The organism is Agromyces binzhouensis (genome assembly GCF_042672355.1).
Lineage (GTDB): Bacteria > Actinomycetota > Actinomycetes > Actinomycetales > Microbacteriaceae > Agromyces > Agromyces binzhouensis.
Genome location: NZ_JBHXVJ010000006.1, coordinates 64,027 through 81,850, shown reverse-complemented (window position 1 = coordinate 81,850; position 17,824 = coordinate 64,027). Strand labels below are relative to the sequence as shown.

At 71.2% G+C, this 17,824-nt stretch carries 11 protein-coding genes and 1 tRNA gene; 11 read left to right on the top strand and 1 reads right to left on the bottom strand.

The annotated features are described in order from the left end of the window. Positions 1-19: 19 nt before the first annotated feature. The 8 genes from ACFVHK_RS11575 (at position 20) to pyk (ending at position 11,750) form a co-directional block, all read left to right on the top strand. The gene (locus ACFVHK_RS11575) at positions 20-250 is read left to right on the top strand and encodes a DUF6704 family protein (RefSeq protein WP_129233319.1); all 231 of its coding nucleotides are present in this window, start codon (positions 20-22) and stop codon (positions 248-250) included. Positions 251-253: 3 nt separating this feature from the next. After that, the gene (gene trpC, locus ACFVHK_RS11570; RefSeq protein WP_376928937.1) at positions 254-1,024 is read left to right on the top strand and encodes an indole-3-glycerol phosphate synthase TrpC; all 771 of its coding nucleotides are present in this window, start codon (positions 254-256) and stop codon (positions 1,022-1,024) included. Between the two features lies 1 nt (position 1,025). Then, positions 1,026-2,231, top strand: coding sequence for a tryptophan synthase subunit beta (trpB, locus tag ACFVHK_RS11565; RefSeq protein WP_376928936.1), 1,206 nt, complete (start codon positions 1,026-1,028; stop codon positions 2,229-2,231). Beyond that, positions 2,228-3,013 carry a tryptophan synthase subunit alpha gene (gene trpA, locus ACFVHK_RS11560; protein ID WP_129233322.1) on the top strand — a complete coding sequence of 262 codons (786 nt, stop codon included), beginning with the start codon at positions 2,228-2,230 and terminating at the stop codon, positions 3,011-3,013. The genes trpB and trpA overlap by 4 nt, the downstream gene beginning before the upstream one ends. Positions 3,014-3,078: 65 nt before the next feature. Next, positions 3,079-4,068 carry a prolipoprotein diacylglyceryl transferase gene (lgt, locus tag ACFVHK_RS11555; RefSeq protein ID WP_242492169.1) on the top strand — a complete coding sequence of 330 codons (990 nt, stop codon included), beginning with the start codon at positions 3,079-3,081 and terminating at the stop codon, positions 4,066-4,068. Between the two features lie 166 nt (positions 4,069-4,234). After that, on the top strand, positions 4,235-8,758 hold the full coding sequence (gltB, locus tag ACFVHK_RS11550) for a glutamate synthase large subunit (RefSeq protein WP_376929117.1): 4,524 nt from the start codon (positions 4,235-4,237) through the stop codon (positions 8,756-8,758). A gap of 50 nt (positions 8,759-8,808) precedes the next feature. Then, positions 8,809-10,266, top strand: coding sequence for a glutamate synthase subunit beta (locus ACFVHK_RS11545; protein WP_376928935.1), 1,458 nt, complete (start codon positions 8,809-8,811; stop codon positions 10,264-10,266). 68 nt (positions 10,267-10,334) lie between these two features. Then, positions 10,335-11,750 carry a pyruvate kinase gene (pyk, locus tag ACFVHK_RS11540; RefSeq protein ID WP_376928934.1) on the top strand — a complete coding sequence of 472 codons (1,416 nt, stop codon included), beginning with the start codon at positions 10,335-10,337 and terminating at the stop codon, positions 11,748-11,750. An 89-nt stretch (positions 11,751-11,839) separates the two neighbouring features. Here pyk and ACFVHK_RS11535 read toward each other — a convergent pair. Next, positions 11,840-11,925, bottom strand: a tRNA-Leu gene (locus tag ACFVHK_RS11535). Positions 11,926-11,962: 37 nt separating this feature from the next. Here ACFVHK_RS11535 and ACFVHK_RS11530 point away from each other — a divergent pair. From ACFVHK_RS11530 to polA, 3 genes are all read left to right on the top strand, one after another. Continuing rightward, positions 11,963-12,568, top strand: coding sequence for an ANTAR domain-containing response regulator (locus tag ACFVHK_RS11530; protein ID WP_129233325.1), 606 nt, complete (start codon positions 11,963-11,965; stop codon positions 12,566-12,568). A gap of 77 nt (positions 12,569-12,645) precedes the next feature. Then, entirely contained in the window at positions 12,646-15,006 is a 2,361-nt protein-coding gene (gene ppsA / locus ACFVHK_RS11525; protein WP_376928933.1) for a phosphoenolpyruvate synthase, read from the top strand. A gap of 53 nt (positions 15,007-15,059) precedes the next feature. Further along, positions 15,060-17,747 (top strand): DNA polymerase I, encoded by a 2,688-nt coding sequence (polA, locus tag ACFVHK_RS11520; RefSeq protein ID WP_376928932.1) that lies wholly within the window; start codon positions 15,060-15,062, stop codon positions 17,745-17,747. Positions 17,748-17,824 lie beyond the last annotated feature (77 nt).

Genomic DNA, 17,824 nt, shown 5'->3' with positions numbered 1-17,824 from the left:
CCCGCACAGAAGGAGCACCATGAGCACTGAGCACGTTGACCCCGGCCACGGACACTCGCCCGCGGCGTGGACGGCCGTGGTGATCATGCTCCTCGCCTTCACGATCGGCACCGTCGCCTTCTTCCTCGACGTGCAGTGGCTCGTGTGGGCGTCGGTGGTGCTCCTCGTCGTCGGTCTCGTGGTCGGGTGGGCGCTCGCCCGCGCGGGCTACGGCGTCGACGGCGACAAGGTCGCGCCCAAGGCGCACTGACGCGTGCTCGCCGAGCTCACCGCGAACGCCGTCGCCGACGCCGAAGCGCGTCGTGCCGTCCGGCCGATGGCCGAGGTCGAGGCCGCAGCACTCGCACGACCGGCCGCGCTCGACGCGCTCGTCGCCCTCGCGCCGTCCGACCGGGTCAAGGTCATCGCCGAGATCAAGCGATCGAGCCCGTCGCGCGGCTCGCTCGCCGCGATCGACGACCCCGCCGCACTCGCCCGCACGTACGAACTCGGCGGCGCGAGCGCCATCAGCGTGCTCACGGAAGGACGCAAGTTCGGCGGCTCGCTCGCCGACCTCGAGTCGGTCCGGGCCGCAGTCTCGCTCCCGATCCTCCGCAAGGACTTCATCGCGACGGCCTACCAGGTGTTCGAAGCGCGCGCCGCAGGCGCCGACATGGTGCTCCTCATCGTCGCCGCGCTCGACGATGCGACCCTCGCCGAGCTCCACGGGCTCATCACCGAGCTCGGCATGACGCCGCTCGTCGAGACGCACTCCGCGGAGGAGCTCGACCGCGCCGCCCGGATCGGCGCGAAGCTCATCGGCGTCAACGCCCGCGACCTCACCACGTTCGAGCTCGACCGCGACCTGTTCGGCCGCATCGTCGATCGCTTCCCTGACGGGGCGATCAAGGTCGCCGAGTCGGCCGTGCTCTCGGCGGCCGATGTCGCGCACTACCGTGCGGCGGGCGCCGACGCGGTCCTCGTGGGCGAAGCGCTGGTGACGGGCGACCCCATCTCGAACCTCTCTGCATTCCTGGCGGTGTGACATGGCCCTGCGTGCTCAGACCGGTCCCTACTTCGGCGAGTTCGGCGGGCGCTTCGTGCCCGAATCCCTCGTCGCGGCCCTCGACGAGCTCTCCGAGGCGTACTCGCTCGCGAAGCTCGACCCGGCGTTCGGCGACGAGCTCGCCGACCTCGGTCGCAACTACACGGGGCGACCGTCGATCATCACCGAGGTGCCGCGCTTCGCCGAGCACGCGGGCGGTGCGCGGATCATCCTCAAGCGCGAGGACCTGAACCACACCGGCTCGCACAAGATCAACAACGTGCTCGGCCAGGCGCTGCTCACCAGGCGGATCGGCAAGAAGCGCGTCATCGCCGAGACCGGGGCCGGACAGCACGGCGTCGCGACCGCGACCGCGGCAGCGCTCTTCGGACTCGACTGCACCATCTACATGGGCGAGGTCGACACCGAGCGCCAGGCGCTGAACGTCGCGCGCATGCGCCTGCTGGGTGCCGAGGTCGTCGCCGTGAAGACGGGCTCGCGCACGCTCAAGGACGCGATCAACGATGCGATGCGCGACTGGGTCACGAACGTCGAGACGACGAACTACATCTTCGGCACGGTGGCCGGCCCGCACCCGTTCCCCGAGATGGTCCGCGACTTCCAGAAGATCATCGGCGAGGAGGCGCGCCAGCAGGTGCTCGACCTGACGGGCGCCCTGCCGACCGCGGTCGCCGCGTGCGTCGGCGGCGGGTCGAACGCGATCGGGATCTTCCACGCGTTCCTCGACGACGCCGACGTCGCGCTCTTCGGGTTCGAGGCGGGCGGCGAGGGCGTCGAGACGCCGCGGCATGCGGCGACCATCTCGAAGGGACGACCCGGCGTGCTCCACGGCGCGCGCAGCTACCTCCTGCAGGACGAGGACGGCCAGACCATCGAGTCGCACTCGATCTCGGCCGGGCTCGACTACCCGGGCGTCGGTCCCGAGCACTCGTGGCTCGCGGCGCTCGGCCGCGCGACCTACCGGGCCGTGACCGACGACGACGCGATGCAGGCGCTGCGCCTGCTCACGAGGACCGAGGGCATCATCCCCGCCATCGAGTCGGCGCACGCGCTCGCGGGCGCGCTCGAGCTCGGCACCGAGCTCGGGTCGGATGCCACGATCCTCGTGAACCTCTCGGGTCGCGGCGACAAGGACATGGACACCGCCGCCCGGTACTTCGGGCTGTACGACGGAGGCGAGCGGTGAGGAACGTCGGCGACGTCATCGCCCGGCGCAACGAGGAGGCGGCCGGCGCGCTGATCGGCTACCTGCCCGTCGGCTTCCCCACGCTCGACGCGAGCGTCGACGCGGCGGTCGCGCTCGTCGAGAACGGCGTCGACGTCCTGGAGCTCGGCCTGCCGTACTCCGACCCCGTCATGGACGGCACCGTGATCCAGGCGGCCACCCAGCAGGCGCTCGCCGGCGGGTTCCGGCTGGGGCACGGGTTCGAGGCGGTCCGGCGCGTCACCGAGCGCGTGGATGCGCCGGTGCTCCTCATGACCTACTGGAACCCGGTCGTGCAGTACGGCGTCGACCGGTTCGCCGACGACCTCGCCGCGGCCGGGGGAGCGGGACTCATCACGCCCGACCTCATCCCCGACGAGGCCGCGGACTGGATCGCGGCATCCGAGCGCACCGGGCTCGACCGCGTGTTCCTCGCGGCGCCCACCTCGACCGACGCGCGACTCCGGAAGACGATCGACGCCAGCCGAGGGTTCGTCTACGCGGTCTCCACGATGGGCATCACCGGCGCACGCACCGACGTCGACCGGGCCGCACGCACGCTCGTCGGCCGGCTCCGCGACGCCGGCTCGAAGGCCAGCTGCGTCGGTGTGGGCATCTCCACCGCGGAGCAGGTCGCCGAGGTCCTGGAGTACGCCGAGGGCGCGATCGTCGGCTCGGCGCTCGTGAAGGCCCTCGCCGACGGCGGGGTCGACGCGGCCGGCGCACTCGCGGCGGAGCTCGCGCGCGGCACGTCTCGACAGTGAAGTAGTCTCGACGAGGCCGCCCCTCACGGCGCGCCCCGCAGCATCGACGAAAGGCAGAGCCCGGCGTGATCGCACCGCTCAGCATCCCGAGTCCCGACCCGGCGTGGCGCACGCTGGAGATCCCCGTCTTCGGACTGACGCTCAACATCCAGATGTACGCGCTGTGCATCCTCGCGGGCATCATCCTCGCCACGATCATCACCTCGCGCCGCCTCACCAAGCGCGGCGCCGAGCCGGGGATCGTGCTCGACGTGGTGCTCTGGGCGGTGCCGCTCGGCATCATCGGCGCGCGGCTCTACCACGTGTTCACGCACCCCGACGACTACTTCGCCGGTCAGGAGTGGTGGAAGGTCTTCGCGATCTGGGAGGGCGGCAACGCCATCTACGGGTCGCTGATCGGCGGCGCGGTCGGCGTCATCATCGCCTGCCGCCTCACCGGGCTCCGCTTCTGGTCCTTCGCCGACGCGCTGGCCCCGGGCCTGCTCGTCGCGCAGGCCGTCGGCCGCCTCGGCAACTGGTTCAACCACGAGCTCTTCGGCTGGCCGACCGACCTGCCCTGGGGCCTCGAGATCGGCAGCGACAACCCGGCCTTCCCGGCCGGCCTGCCCGAGGGCACGCTCTTCCACCCGACGTTCCTCTACGAGATCGTGTGGAACCTCCTCGGCGTCGTCGTCCTGCTGGGCCTCGAGCGCACGTTCCGCCTCCGTTGGGGCAAGATGTTCGGCGCCTACCTCATCTGGTACGGCGCGGGCCGCGCCGTCTTCGAGACGATCCGCGTCGACCCGAGCGAGATGTTCCTCGGCATCCGTTCCAACGTCTGGGCATCGTTCGCGGCGATCATCATCGGCATCGTCATCATCGTCGTCCAGAGCCGCCGGCACACCGGGATCGAGCCGAGCGTGTACCGTCCCGGGCGTGAATGGGTGCCGGCCGATGCTGAGGTAGACTCTGACGACACCGAGTCCGACACCGACTCTCTCGACGATGGCGTCGAGGGCGAGAACGCACACGGCGAGCCGGCTGCCACAAGCTCGAGCCGCTCGGCCTCCGAATAGGGGCCACGCCGATACCGCGTTCCCCATCGCTGCGCCGCACCTCGCGCCGCGTATCCTCCATCGTGGGCCGACGACGTCCCCGTTGCCACCGAGATACCGAGGACGGTCCAACGTGTCGCTTCCCCCTCCCCACTCCAGGTTCGGTCTGACCCCGCCCGCACAGGGCATGTACGACCCTGCCGCCGAGAAGGACGCCTGCGGGCTCGCGATGGTCGCGACCCTGCGCGGCACCGCAGGGCATGACATCATCACCGCGGCGCTCGACGCGCTGCGCAACCTCGAGCACCGGGGCGCGGTCGGCTCCGACGCGGGCACGGGCGACGGGGCGGGCATCATCACGCAGGTGCCCGACGCGTTCCTGCGCGAGGTCGTGGACTTCCCGCTCCCCGAGGCGGGCGCCTACGCGGTCGGCAACGCGTTCCTGCCCGTCGACCCGACGGCTCGCAGCCAGGTCAAGCAGCAGTTGCGTCGGATCGCGGCGTCCGAGGGCCTCGAGGTCCTCGGATGGCGCGAGGTCCCCGTCCGGCCCGACGAGCTCGGCACGCTCGCGCGGGCCGCGATGCCGGTCGTCCAGCAGATCTACGTTCGCAGTTCCGCGACGACCTCGGAGGGCGCCCACGTCACGGGCATCGCCCTCGACCGCCTGACGTTCCGGTTGCGCAAGCGCGCCGAGCGCGAGCTCGAGCTGTACTTCGCGTCGCTCTCGTGCCGCACGCTCGTCTACAAGGGCATGGTCACGACGCTGCAGCTCGAGCCCTTCTACCCCGACCTCTCCGACGAGCGGTTCGCCTCGAAGCTCGCGCTCGTCCACTCGCGGTACTCGACGAACACGTTCCCGTCGTGGCCGCTCGCGCAGCCGTTCCGGATGATCGCGCACAACGGCGAGATCAACACCATCCAGGGCAACCGCAACTGGATGCGCGCGCGTCAGTCGCAGCTCGAGTCCGAGGTCCTGGGCGACCTCGGCCCGGTCATGCCGATCGTCACGCCCGGGGCGAGCGACTCGGCATCGTTCGACGAGGTCGTGGAACTGCTCACCCTCGCTGGCCGGAGCCTTCCGCACGCCGTCATGATGATGGTGCCCGAGGCGTGGGAGAAGCAGGCCGAGATCGACCCGGCGCGACGGGCGTTCTACGACTACCACTCGATGCTCATGGAGCCGTGGGACGGCCCGGCGGCGATCGTGTTCACCGACGGCACGCTCGTCGGCGCGACGCTCGACCGGAACGGGCTTCGTCCCGGCCGCTACCTCGTGACCGACGACGGGCTCGTCGTCCTCGCGAGCGAGATCGGCGTCATCGACCTCCCGCAGCGCCGCGTCGTGCGCAAGGGCCGCCTGCAGCCCGGTCGGATGTTCCTCGTCGACACGGAGGCCGGCCGCCTCATCGAGGACGACGAGATCAAGGCCGAGCTCGCGGCATCCGCCCCCTGGCAGGACTGGCTCGACGAGGGCCGCATCCGCCTGGCGGACCTGCCGGAGCGCGAGCACATCGTGCACCCGCCGGCCTCCGTCAACCGCCGGCAGCGCACGTTCGGGTACACGGAGGAGGAGGTCAAGGTCCTCCTCGCGCCGATGGCGAAGGTCGGCCAGGAGCCGATCGGCGCCATGGGCTCCGACACCCCGATCGCCGTGCTCTCGCAGCGGCCGCGCCTGCTCTTCGACTACTTCACCCAGCAGTTCGCCCAGGTGACGAACCCGCCGCTCGACTCCATCCGGGAGCAGGTCGTCACCTCGCTGTCGACCTCGCTCGGGCCGGAGCGGAACCTGCTGACCGCGGGGCCCGAGCACGCCCGGCAGGTGTCCCTCGACTTCCCGGTCATCGACAACGACCAGCTCGCGAAGATCGTGCACATGACCGCGCCGTCCGGCGCCCGTGCCGCGCGGACGCTCCGAGGGCTCTATCGCGTCGACGAGGGCGACGCCGGCCTCCGGGAGCGGATCGAGGAGCTCTGCCGCGAGGTCGACGAGGCGATCGAGGAGGGCGCGTCGTTCATCGTCCTGAGCGACCGCGACACGACCAAGGACCTCGCGCCGATCCCGTCGCTGCTCATGCTCTCGGCGGTGCACCACCACCTCATCCGCTCCGAGACGCGCATGAAGGTCGGCCTGGTCGTCGAGGCCGGCGACGTCCGCGAGGTGCACCACGTGGCGCTCCTCGTCGGCTACGGCGCATCGGCCGTGAACCCGTACCTCGCGATGGAGACGTGCGAGGAGCTCGTCCGCTCGGGCGTGCTCACGGGCATCACCCCCGAGCAGGCGGTGCGCAACGTCATCACCGCCCTCGGCAAGGGCGTGCTCAAGATCATGTCCAAGATGGGCATCTCGACCATCGCGTCGTACGCCGGTGCCCAGGCCTTCGAGGCCGTCGGGCTCTCGCAGGAGTTCATCGACGAGTACTTCACGGGCACGACCTCGAAGCTCGGCGGCGTCGGCATCGACGTGATCGCCGACGAGAACCGGTCGCGTCACGCCGTGGCCTACCCGGCGGATGTCGCGGTGCGGGCGCACGAACGGCTGCAGACCGGCGGCGAGTACCAGTGGCGTCGCGACGGCTCGCCGCACCTCTTCAACCCCGAGACGGTCTTCCGCCTCCAGCACTCGACGCGCAACCGCCGCTACGACGTGTTCCGGGAGTACACCGACCTGGTCGACACGCAGGCGGAGCAGCTCATGACGCTCCGCGGCATGTTCGCCCTGCGGACCGGGGTGCGCCCTGCCGTGCCGATCGACGAGGTCGAGCCGGTCGAGTCGATCGTCAAGCGCTTCTCGACGGGCGCGATGAGCTACGGCTCGATCTCGAAGGAGGCGCACGAGACCCTCGCGATCGCCATGAACCGGCTCGGCGCGAGGTCGAACACCGGAGAGGGCGGCGAGGACCTCGACCGCCTGCTCGACCCGGAGCGCCGCAGCGCGGTCAAGCAGGTCGCCTCGGGCCGGTTCGGCGTGACGAGCATGTACCTCACGCATGCCGACGACATCCAGATCAAGCTCGCCCAGGGCGCCAAGCCCGGCGAGGGCGGGCAGCTGCCGCCGACGAAGGTCTACCCGTGGGTCGCGCGCACGCGGCACGCGACGGCGGGCGTGGGCCTCATCTCGCCGCCGCCGCACCACGACATCTACTCGATCGAGGACCTCAAGCAGCTGATCTTCGACCTCAAGCGCGCGAACCCGGGCGCACGGGTGCACGTCAAGCTCGTGAGCCAGTCGGGCATCGGGGCGGTCGCCGCAGGTACGGCGAAGGCCCTCGCCGACGTCATCCTGGTCTCCGGCCACGACGGCGGCACCGGCGCGAGCCCGCTGAACTCGCTGAAGCACGCGGGAACGCCGTGGGAGCTCGGCCTGGCGGAGACGCAGCAGACGCTCATGCTGAACGGCATGCGGGACCGGGTGGTCGTCCAGGTCGACGGGCAGCTCAAGACGGGCCGCGACGTCGTGATCGGCGCGCTGCTCGGGGCCGAGGAGTTCGGCTTCGCGACCGCCCCGCTCGTCGTCGAGGGCTGCGTGATGATGCGCGTCTGCCACCTCGACACGTGCCCGGTCGGCGTCGCGACCCAGAACCCGGAGCTGCGCAAGCGCTTCACGGGCAAGCCCGAGTTCGTCGTGAACTTCTTCGAGTTCATCGCGCAGGAGGTCCGCGAGTACCTCGCCGAGCTCGGCTACCGTTCGCTCGACGAGGTCATCGGACGCCGCGAGCTCCTCGACGTCGAGCGTGCCGTGCACCACTGGAAGGCCTCCGGCCTCGACCTCACGCCCGTGCTCGTCGGGCCCGATTTCTCCGACTCCGAGCCGCGTCGCAACGGTCGTCGACAGGACCACGAGCTCGACGAGCACTTCGACAACGAGCTGATCCGCCGGAGCTCGCTCGTCTTGGAGCAGGGCGGCCGGGTCGAGATCGAGCTGCCGGTCCGGAACACCGAGCGAGCCGTGGGCACGATGCTCGGGCACGAGGTCACCGTCCGCCACGGCGCCCAGGGCCTGCCCGAGGGCTCGATCGACGTGACGCTGACCGGCAGCGCCGGCCAGTCGCTCGGCGCGTTCCTCCCGAGCGGCATCCGACTGCGTCTCGAGGGCGACTCCAACGACTACGTCGGCAAGGGCCTCTCGGGCGGGCAGATCATCGTGCGCCCGGCGCGCGAGGCGGGATTCGTCGCGGAGCGCAACGTGATCGCGGGCAACGTGATCGGGTACGGCGCGACGCAGGGGAGCATGTTCATCCGCGGCATCGTGGGGGAGCGGTTCCTCGTCCGCAACTCGGGGGCGACCGCCGTCGCCGAGGGCGTCGGCGACCACGCGCTGGAGTACATGACGGGCGGACTCGCCCTGATCCTCGGCCCGACCGGTCGGAACCTCGGCGCGGGCATGTCGGGTGGCACGGCCTACGTGCTCGACCTCGCCGAGGTCAAGGTCAACCGCGAGTCGCTCTCGAGCGGCGAGCTGGAGCTCCACGAGCTCGGCAGCGCCGACCACGAGATCGTCCGCGACCTGCTCGAGCAGCACCTCGAGCACACGGACTCGGCGGTCGCCGCGACCCTCCTCGCCGAGGGGGACGCCGCGTTCGACCGCTTCACGAAGGTGCTTCCGCGCGACTACGCCGCGGTGCTCCGGACACGACAGAGCGCCGTCGACGAGGGTCTCGACCCCGACGGCGACGTCGTGTGGAGCCGCATCCTGGAGGTGACCGGTGGCTGAGCGCGAGACGCCCTGCCGCACGGTCCCGAACGACTGCATGGAGGTGACGGGTGGCTGACCCGAAGGGCTTTCTGAAGGTCACCGAGCGGGAGCTTCCCAAGCGTCGCCCCGTCCCGGTGCGCATCATGGACTGGAAAGAGGTCTACGAGCAGGGCGACTCCGCCCAGCTCCGACGTCAGGCCGGCCGCTGCATGGACTGCGGCATCCCGTTCTGCCACCAGGGGTGCCCGCTCGGCAACCTGATCCCCGAGTGGAACGACCTCATGTGGCGCGGCGAGGGCCGCGCCGCGATCGAGCGACTGCACGCGACGAACAACTTCCCGGAGTTCACCGGACGACTCTGCCCGGCACCCTGCGAGTCGGCGTGCGTCCTGGCCATCAACCAGCCGGCCGTCACGATCAAGCAGGTCGAGGTCTCGATCATCGACCAGGCGTTCGGCAGCGGTTGGGTGCAGCCGCAGCCGCCCGGACGACTCACCGGCAAGACCGTCGCGGTCGTCGGCTCGGGCCCCGCCGGCCTCGCGGCCGCGCAGCAGCTCACGCGCGCCGGCCACACGGTCGCGGTGTACGAGCGGGACGACCGCATCGGCGGCCTGCTGCGCTACGGCATCCCCGACTTCAAGATGGAGAAGAAGCACCTCGAGCAGCGGCTCGCGCAGATGACGGCGGAGGGCACCCGCTTCCGCGCCGGCGTCGAGATCGGCGTCGACCTCTCGTGGGACGAACTGCGCCGGCGCTACGACGCCGTCGTGGTCGCGACGGGCGCACTCGTGCCCCGCGACCTGCCGATCCCCGGTCGCGACCTGCCGGGCGTGCACTTCGCCATGGAGTTCCTCACGCAGTCCAACCGCGTGGTCGCGGGCGACGACGTGTTCGACCAGATCAGCGCGGAGGGCAAGCACGTCGTCGTCCTCGGTGGCGGCGACACGGGCGCGGACTGCATCGGCACCGCCCACCGCCAGGGTGCGCTCTCCGTCACGAACCTCGCGATCGGCAAGCAGCCGAGCACGACCCGGACGGCGGACCAGCCGTGGCCGATGCACCCGAACGTGTTCGAGGTGCAGAGCGCCCACGAGGAGGGCGGCCAGCGGCAGTACCTCGCCTCCACGGTGGAGTTCCTCGCGAACGACGTCGGCGAGGTCCGCGCGATCCGCGTCGCCGAGACCGAGTACCTCGACGGTCGCCGCGTGCCGAAGGCGGGCACCGAGCGGGAGATCCCGGCCGACCTCGTCCTGCTCGCCCTCGGCTTCACCGGCCCGGAGACCGAGGCGGCGACCGACCAGCTCGGCCTCCGGCCGACGGAGCGCGGGAACTTCGCGCGCGGCGACGACTACGCGACCGAGGAGCCCGGCGTGTTCGTCGCGGGCGACGCGGGCCGCGGGCAGTCGCTCATCGTCTGGGCCATCGCCGAGGGGCGGGCTGCGGCGGCATCCGTCGACCGGTACCTTGAAGGTGAGACGCAGCTGCCGAGCCCCATCCCGGCGACGGCGCGAGCCTTCGCCGTGTGACCGGCGCAGACGGCGCCCTCAGACCCCGATCCAGCGCTTCGGCGCGCAACCCCTGGAGCACACAGCACATGAGAAGAGCGAAGATCGTCGCCACCCTCGGGCCGGCGACATCGAGCTATGAGCAGATCCGCGCGATCATCGATGCGGGCATCGACGTCGCGCGGATGAACCTCAGCCACGGCAGCTACGACGTCCACGAGGGCGTCTACCAGAACGTGCGGAAGGCGGCGAACGACTCGGGTCGGTCGGTCGCGGTGCTCGTCGACCTCCAGGGGCCGAAGATCCGGCTCGGCAAGTTCGCCGACGGGCCGCACGAGCTCGCCGAGGGCGACATCTTCAAGATCACGACCGAGGAGATCCTCGGGACGAAGGAGATCGTCGGCACCACCTTCAAGGGCCTGCCGCACGACGTCGAGGCGGGGGACCACCTCCTCATCGACGACGGCAAGGTCCGCGTCCAGGTGCTCGAAACCGACGGCACCGTCGTCACGACCAAGGTCGTCGTGGCCGGACCGGTCTCGAACAACAAGGGCATCAACCTCCCGGGCGTCGCGGTGAACGTGCCGGCACTCTCCGAGAAGGACGAGGCCGACCTGCGCTGGGCGCTCAAGCTCGGTGCCGACCTCATCGCGCTCTCCTTCGTGCGCAATGCGGCCGACATCGACCGCGTGCACCAGATCATGTCGGAGGAGGGCCGGCGCCTTCCCGTGATCGCGAAGATCGAGAAGCCCCAGGCCGTCGACGCGCTCGAGGGCATCATCGAGGCGTTCGACGCCATCATGGTCGCTCGCGGCGACCTCGGCGTCGAGCTGCCCCTCGAGGCGGTCCCGATCGTGCAGAAGCGCGCCGTCGAGATCGCGCGCCGGCTGGCCAAGCCGGTGATCGTGGCGACGCAGATGCTCGAGTCGATGACGCACTCGCCGGTGCCGACGCGCGCCGAGACCTCGGATGTCGCGAACGCCATCCTCGACGGCGCGGATGCGGTCATGCTGTCCGGCGAGACGAGCGTCGGCGAGTACCCGGTGCAGACCGTGACGACCATGTCGCGGATCGTCGAGTCGACCGAGAAGCACGGACTCGACCGCATCCCCCCGCTCGGCACCAAGCCCCGCACGCAGTCGGGCGCGATCACGCTGGCGGCGGTCGAGGTCGCCGACTTCGTCGAGGCGAAGTACCTCTGCGTGTTCACCGAGACCGGCGAGTCGGTTCGGCGGATGGCGCGCATCCGCTCCGTGATCCCCATCCTGGCGTTCACGCCCGACCCCGCGATCCGTCGCCGCATGGCGCTCTACTGGGGCGTCGAGTCGTACGTCGTCGATCGCGTCACCCACACCGACCAGATGGTCGGCCAGGTCGACGAGGTGCTCGAGAAGACGGGCAAGGCCTCGGTGGGCGAGAAGGTCGTCATCATCTCGGGCTCCCCTCCCGGCATCCCCGGCACGACCAACGACGTGCGCGTGCACATCGTCGGCGAGGTGCTCTGACCCGACGGTCCGTCCGAACGGCCCGGTCGCTCGATGCGGCCGGGCCGTTCGGCGTGCTCGGACGGCCCCGACCGGGGCATCCGACCGAATGGTGCCGGTGGTGGGGGTCGAACCCACACGCCCTCACGGGCAAAGCATTTTGAGTGCTCCGCGTCTGCCATTCCGCCACACCGGCCTCAGGGCCCCGGCCAGAATACCGTAGGCTTTTCAGCGTGACAGACACCGAAGACACCCAGCCGGCTCCGCGTCGCGTCGTCGTCGCGGAGGACGAGTCGCTCATCCGCCTCGACATCGTCGAGATCCTGCGCGACAACGGCTACGAGGTGGTCGGCGAGGCCGGCGACGGCGAGACCGCGGTCCAGCTCGCGACCGAACTGCGACCCGACCTGGTCATCATGGACGTGAAGATGCCCCAGCTCGACGGCATCTCGGCTGCGGAGCGACTCTCGAAGGGCCACATCGCCCCGGTCGTCCTGCTGACCGCGTTCAGCCAGAAGGAACTCGTCGAGCGTGCGAGCGAGGCGGGCGCGCTGGCGTACGTCGTCAAGCCGTTCACCCCCAACGACCTCCTTCCCGCGATCGAGATCGCGCTCGCCCGCCACGCCCAGATCATCGCGCTCGAGGCCGAGGTCGGCGACCTCGTCGAGCGCTTCGAGACCCGCAAGCTCGTCGACCGTGCGAAGGGCCTGCTGAACGAGAAGATGGGGCTCACCGAGCCCGAGGCATTCCGCTGGATCCAGAAGGCGTCGATGGACCGGCGCCTCACCATGAAGGACGTCTCGCAGGCGATCATCGAGCAGCTCGCGCCGAAGAAGTAGGCCGTGGGCCCTCCGGCCCTAGGCCGGCGCGCCCGCTCGCGGGCAGGATGTGTGCGCACCGGGGCGACGCGGCCCGGGTGCCGAGCGAACCGGAGCGCACCATGCTGCACGATGTCACGTCCACCCTGGTCAGCCGATTCGAGGACGTGCGCCTCGGCGACGCGGCATCCGTCGGCGGCAAGGGGGCGAACCTCGGCGAGATGACCGCGGCGGGCCTGCCCGTCCCGCCGGGCTTCGTGGTGACGGCCGAGGCCTACCTCGAGGCGATCGAGCACGCCGGGATCCGCGCCCGGCTGGTCGACGGCTTCCGTGCCGCGGCTGCGGCGGTCGACGATCCGGCCGCCCTGCCGCGCGCGGCGGCGGAGCTCCGCGACGCCGTGGGGACCGTGACGTTCCCCGAGCGCGTGCGCGATGCCGTCCTGGGCGAGTACCGGCGCCTCGGCTCGGGCCCCGTGGCAGTCCGCTCGTCGGCGACCGCCGAGGACTCGGCGGGAACCTCGTTCGCGGGAATGCACGAGACGTACAACAACGTCGTCGGCGAGGACGCGCTCCTCGAGCGCATCCGCGACTGCTGGGCCTCGCTGTACGGCGACCGGGTCATCGCGTACCGCGCGAGCCAGCGGATGGACGACGAACCCGTGCTCGCGGTCGTGGTGCAGACGCAGGTGGCCTCCGACCGATCGGGCGTGATGTTCACGGTCGACCCGTCGACCGGCGCCCTCGACCGACTCGTGATCGAGGCGGCGCTGGGCCTCGGCGAGGTCGTCGTCTCGGGCCTCGTCGAACCCGACACGTACATCGTGGCGAAGGACGGGCTGCGCCTGTCGTCCGTTCGCGTCGGACGCCAGGCGCTCCGCCTCGTCCCCGGACCCGGGGGGAGCGTGGAGCGCGAGGACCTGTCCGCCGCCGACGCCGATGCCCGGGTGCTGAGCGACGCGGAGGTGATCGAGGTCGCCGAGCTCGGCCTGCGGGTCGAGGCGCACTACGGCGAGCCGCAGGACACCGAGTGGGCGTACTCCGGCGGCCGGTTGTGGATGCTGCAGTCGCGGCCGGTGACGACCCTCGGCGGGCCCTCGGCCGCGTCGGCGGACGACGCGTCGCCTGCCGACGGACCGGCCGTCGGGTCCGTGCTGCTGCGCGGCCTCGGCGCCGCGCCGGGCCGGGTCGCGGGTCGCGTGCGGATCCTGGGGACCCCGGCCGAGGGCGGGAAGCTGCAGGCGGGCGAGGTCCTCGTCGCGCCGATGACCAACCCCGACTGGGTTCCGACCATGCGGCGTGCCGCCGCGGTGGTGACCGACGGCGGCGGCATGACGTGCCATGCGGCGATCGTCGCGCGCGAGCTCGGCGTGCCCGCGGTCGTCGGCGCACGCACCGCGACGACGGTCCTCCGCGACGGCGAGCTCGTCACCGTCGACGGTGCCAAGGGCGAGGTGGTCGAGGGGGCGGACGCCTCGACCCGGCCGAGCGCCGTGTCGCCGGCGACGGCCGCGCCGGTCGCGGCGCCCGGGGGATCGGTGGCGCCCGTCCCGCTGGCCACGAAGCTCTACGTCAACCTCGCGATCGCCGAGCGCGCCGAGGAGGTCGCCGCGCTCGACGTCGACGGCGTCGGCCTGCTGCGTGCGGAGTTCATGATCACCGACGCCCTCGGCGGCCTGCATCCGCGCGAGATGCTCGCACGTGGCGAGCGCGACGAGTTCGTGCGCCGGATGACCGAGTCGCTGCTCGCGGTCACGCGCGCGTTCGGGCGGCGCCCCGTGGTCTATCGCACGATCGACTTCCGCACGAACGAGTTCCGCGGACTCGAGGGCGGCGACCGGTTCGAGCCGCAGGAGAACAATCCGATGATCGGGTACCGCGGCGCGTACCGGTACGTCAGGGAGCCGGAGCTGTTCTCGCTCGAGATGGAGCTCCTCGCCCGGGTCCGCGAGGAGACGCCGAACCTCCACGTCATGCTGCCGTTCGTCCGGACGCGCTGGGAGCTGGAGGCCTGCCTCGAGCTGATCGATGCGAGCCCCCTCGGCCGCCAGCGGGGCCTCAAGCGCTGGGTGATGGCCGAGGTGCCGTCGATCGCGTACCGCATCCCCGAGTACGCGGCACTGGGGATCGACGGCGTCTCGATCGGCTCGAACGACCTCACGCAGCTGATGCTGGGCGTCGACCGCGACTCGGAGATCTGCGCCGAGCTGTTCGACGAGTCCGACGCGGCGGTGCTGGACGCGATCGAGCGGATCATCGGCGCGTGCCGCAGGTCGGGGATCACGTCGTCCCTGTGCGGCCAGGCTCCGTCGAACGATCCGGCGTTCGCCGAGCACCTCGTGCGGTTCGGCATCGACTCGATCTCGGTCAACCCGGATGCCGCGGACCGCACTCGACGGGTGGTGGCGGCCGCGGAGCGGCGCATCCTCCTCGACGCCGCGCGGGGTGCACCGGCGGGCTGACCGGGGCCGGGCGCGGGCCCGGTCGTGTCGGTGCCCGCTTGTAGTCTTGTCGGGTGCCCGACCCCACCCCCGTGAAGCCCACCCTGCTCGTCGTCGATGGCCATTCGCTGGCCTACCGCGCGTTCTACGCCCTCCCGGTCGACAGCTTCAGCACCCGCGACGGGCAGCACACGAACGCCATCCACGGCTTCCTGTCGATGCTGCTCATGCTGCTGCGGAACGAGAAGCCGACCCACCTGGCGGTCGCCTTCGACACGTCGCGGCAGTCGTTCCGCACGCGCGAGTACACCGAGTACAAGGCGAACCGCAGCGAGACGCCGCAGGAGTTCAAGGGCCAGATCGGCCTCCTCAAGGAGGCGCTGCGCGCCATGCGGATCGCGGTGCTCGAGAAGGAGGACTACGAGGCCGACGACATCCTCGCCACCCTCGCCACGCGCGGCGCGGCCGAGGGATTCGACGTGCTCGTCGTCTCGGGCGACCGCGACACGATCCAGCTCGTCGACGATGACGTGACCCTCCTGTACCCGAACGTGCAGGGGGTGTCGCAGCTGAAGCGCTACGACGCCGAGGCGGTCGTCGAGCGATACGGCGTGCGGCCCGAGCAGTACCCCGAGGTCGCGGCGCTCGTCGGCGAGACCAGTGACAACCTGCCCGGCATCACGAAGGTCGGCGAGAAGACCGCGGTCAAGTGGCTGGGCCTCTACGGCAGCCTCGACGGCATCCTCGAGCACATCGACGAGATCAAGGGCGTGGTCGGCGACAACCTGCGACGCGAGCGCGAGAACGCGATCCGCAACCGACGCCTCAACCGCCTCGTGCGCGACCTCGAGCTCGACGTCGAGATCCCCGACCTCGCGGCCAGGCCGATGGACGAGGCGGCCGTGCGCGAGCTGTTCGACCGGCTCGAGTTCAAGACGCTGCTCGATCGCGTCACCAAGATGGCGGCCGAGTCGAACGGGCTGACGGCCGACGGCACCGCCGCCCTGTCCGCCGAGGCGGAGCCCGCGGCGGTGGCGCCGGTACCGCAGGCGCTGCGCGGCGACGAACTGGCCGACTGGCTCGCGCGGTCGACCGCGGCCGAGCCGGCGGGCCTCGGGCTCAGCCTCGAGGTCCTCGACGGCCGGGTGATCGGCGCGGGCATCGCGAGCACGACCGAGAGCGTGCGGCTCGACTGGGCGGCGGGCGAGCCCGACCTCGCCCCGTTCGAGGCGTGGCTGGCCGGTGCGGACCCGAAGGTGATGACCGACGCCAAGCCGCAGCTCAAGGCCCTGCGCCGCTCGGGCCTCGCGTTCGACGGCCTCGTCGTCGACACGCTGATCGCCGGGTGGCTCGTGCGTCCGAGCCTGGCGGAGAAGGACCTCGTCGACCTCGTCACCCGGTACCTCGGCGAGACCGTTCCGATGGCCGACCCGTCGCAGCTGGTGCCCGACGCCGACAGCACGGCCGGCGCGCCGGAGTTCGCGTGGTACTCGCTGCGCGTCGCGCCGCACGTCCTGGCGGCGCTCTCCGAGGGGTCGCGTCGCGTCCTCGCCGACATCGAGATCCCGATCGTCGGCGTCCTCGCCGAGATGGAGCTCCGCGGGGTCACGGTCGAGCACGCGAAGCTCGCGGAGCTGTCGAGCCAGCTCGGGGACCGGGCCGCGGCGCTCGCGCAGTCGGCGTACGACGTGATCGGCCGCGAGGTGAACCTCGGTTCGCCGAAGCAGCTCCAGGAGGTGCTGTTCGACCAGCTCGGCATGCCGAAGACCCGGGCCACCAAGACCGGCTACTCGACCGATGCGGGGGCGCTCGCCGACCTCCAGGAGACGAACCCGCACCCGTTCCTCGGGCTCCTGCTCGAACACCGCGACGCGACGAAGCTCCGGCAGATCGTCGAGACGCTCGACAAGTCGATCCAGTCCGACGGCCGCGTCCACACCAGCTACGTGCAGGTGGGCACCACGACCGGCCGCATCTCGTCGACCGATCCCAACCTCCAGAACATCCCCGTCCGCACCGAGGAGGGCCGGCGCATCCGCGCCGCGTTCACGCACGGTCCGGAGTACGTCGAGCTGCTCACGGCCGACTACTCGCAGATCGAGATGCGGATCATGGCGCACCTCTCGCAGGACCCGGGCCTGATCGAGGCCTTCCACTCCGGGGAGGACCTGCACCGCTTCGTGGGTGCGCGGATCTTCGACGTCGACCCGGCCGACGTCACGCCGGTCATGCGGACCAAGGTCAAGGCCATGTCGTACGGCCTCGCGTACGGCCTCAGCGCCTTCGGCCTCTCGAAGCAGCTGCGCATCGACCGCGCCGAGGCGACGCAGCTCATGAAGGACTACTTCGAGCGGTTCGGCGCGGTCCGCGACTACCTCCGCGGCGTCGTCGCGCAGGCCAAGCTCGACGGCTACACCGAGACGATCTTCGGTCGACGCCGTCCGTTCCCCGACCTCAACAGTCCCAACCGGGTGCTTCGCGAGAACGCCGAGCGTGCGGCGCTCAACGCCCCGATCCAGGGCTCGGCCGCAGACATCATGAAGTTCGCGATGATCGGCGTCGAGGGCGAGCTGCGTGCCCGCGACCTGCGCTCGCGCATGCTCATGCAGGTGCACGACGAGCTCATCTTCGAGGTGGCGGAGGGCGAGGGCGACGAGCTCGAGGCGCTCGTGCACGACCGGATGTCGCATGCGGCCGACCTGCTCGTGCCGCTCGACGTGCAGGTCGGCCGGGGTCGTGACTGGGAGGACGCGGCGCACTGAACGCCCGGGGCTCGACGACCGCGAGTGCCCGGACGCGAGGCCGGCTCACGGCTTCGCGGCCGCAGCGTCCGCTCGTC